Below are 1,083 nucleotides of genomic sequence, written 5' to 3'. Positions count from 1 at the left end.
TTTCATGATTTCATCCATAAACTGTCCGACACTCAGACGGATTTCGGCAACGGTGGAATAGAACACATTGTTGATGACATTGGATTTAAGCCATTTCCAAAGCCCTTCCACGATGTTCAACTGAGGACTGTAAGGCGGCAGGAACACCAGTTCAAGCCGATCCTTCTGTTCGTCCAGAAAAGGCTGCAGAAGCTTTGCATGATGAATTCGGGCGTTGTCTAATACGATGACGATGTTTCCTGTAGGGTAGGCCTCGAGGACCTTCTGAAGAAACGTCAAAAAGGTCTCGGCGGTATATTGTTCGTCTTCTTGCCAGACGATCTGCCCTGTCGCATAGTCCACCGTAGCCAACAGCTTGACGCCACGGTGCTTGCCCGTGGTTTGGATGATTCGCTGTTTGCCTCGGAGAAACCAGGTTTTCTGAATCGCCTGGTAGTCCCAGATCATCGATTCATCTTCAAACAGCAGATGGTCGATTTCGTCGTTCAACAATCTTTTTTTAAATCGGGAAACGTCGTTTCGGTAAACTGACGCTGCTTCTCAGGGTCTGCTGCTGCGAGCGTGTATGTCGGTTTCGTATAACTGAGTCCTAAGCGTTCCATCACTTTGGAAATGCCTCGGAGCGAGTAGCGGTGGCCCCATTGTCGTTCCACATATGAGGCAATGAGTTCAAGCGTCCAGTTGTGCTTGGCTGTAAAACCGACCTCTTGGGGCACCGAATAGGCGACGGTTTGCTTTAACTGAGCTTGCTGTTCCTTCGTCAACCGAGAAGGAGCACCAGACGAGTACTCAAGCTGCAATGCGGGCAGTCCGCCGTTTTTGTACGTATGAATGTAACTGCTCACCGTCATTCGATTTCGATTTAGAATGTCAGCGATCGCCGTCATGGATGTACCTTTCAAATGCAAATAGATGGCCTGATAGCGTTCATACATGCGGCGATCTTTGGCTTGTTTCATGGCTTCTATTACTTTTTCCAGTTCGATCTGTTTTTCCATGCCGTTCCCCACTTGTCCGTTTCTTTATCTATTTCTTATTCGACAAATGGTTCATTTTTCCTTGCCTTGGTTTGCTAAGGACTTT

General features: G+C 47.7%; 1 protein-coding gene. It reads right to left on the bottom strand.

Annotation, left to right across the window (positions count from 1 at the left end; all coding sequences use genetic code 11):
* Positions 1 to 998 (bottom strand): IS630 family transposase gene (locus HFP08_RS28870; protein ID WP_277345902.1). Its coding sequence is split into 2 segments (ribosomal slippage), with 996 coding nucleotides annotated over them: positions 1 to 492 and positions 495 to 998; the frame shifts between segments, so codons are not numbered across the junction. This gene is flagged as partial in the annotation.
* Positions 999 to 1,083: the final 85 nt, after the last annotated feature.

Origin of the sequence: Paenibacillus sp. HB172176 (assembly GCF_011947265.1) — a bacterium.
GTDB lineage: Bacteria > Bacillota > Bacilli > Paenibacillales > Paenibacillaceae > Pristimantibacillus.
The sequence above is the reverse complement of the archived record's forward strand: the minus strand, read 5'-3'. Positions and strand labels throughout refer to the sequence as shown.